Origin of the sequence: Streptomyces achromogenes subsp. achromogenes (assembly GCF_000720835.1) — a bacterium.
In the GTDB taxonomy this organism is placed as follows: domain Bacteria; phylum Actinomycetota; class Actinomycetes; order Streptomycetales; family Streptomycetaceae; genus Streptomyces; species Streptomyces achromogenes.
Map to the genome: position 1 here is coordinate 1 of NZ_JODT01000080.1, position 653 is coordinate 653.

1 protein-coding gene is annotated in these 653 nt (G+C 66.9%); it reads left to right on the forward strand.

The annotated features are described in order from the left end of the window. On the forward strand, positions 1-653 hold a 653-nt coding region (locus IH25_RS0136750; protein ID WP_037656410.1), incomplete at both ends, for an alpha-amylase family glycosyl hydrolase.

Genomic DNA, 653 nt, shown 5'->3' on the forward strand with positions numbered 1-653 from the left:
GTGCTGCTGGCGGAGGCGAACCAGTGGCCCGAGGACGTGGTCGACTACTTCGGCGACTACTCCGCCGGCGGCGACGAGTGCCACATGGCCTTCCACTTCCCCGTCATGCCCCGCATCTTCATGGCCGTACGCCGCGAATCCCGCTACCCGGTCTCCGAGATCCTCGCCAAGACCCCCGCCATCCCCTCCAGCTGCCAGTGGGGCATCTTCCTGCGCAACCACGACGAGCTCACCCTCGAAATGGTCACCGACGAGGAACGCGACTACATGTGGGCCGAGTACGCCAAAGACCCCCGCATGCGCGCCAACATCGGCATCCGCCGCCGCCTCGCCCCCCTGCTCGACAACGACCGCAACCAGATCGAACTCTTCACCGCCCTGCTGCTGTCCCTGCCCGGCTCCCCGATCCTCTATTACGGCGACGAGATCGGCATGGGCGACAACATCTGGCTCGGCGACCGCGACGCCGTCCGCACCCCCATGCAGTGGACCCCCGACCGCAACGCCGGCTTCTCCTCCTGCGACCCGGGACGCCTGTTCCTGCCCACCATCATGGACCCCGTCTACGGCTACCAGGTCACCAACGTCGAAGCCTCCATGTCCTCCCCCTCCTCGCTGCTGCACTGGACCCGCCGGATGATCGAGATCCGCAA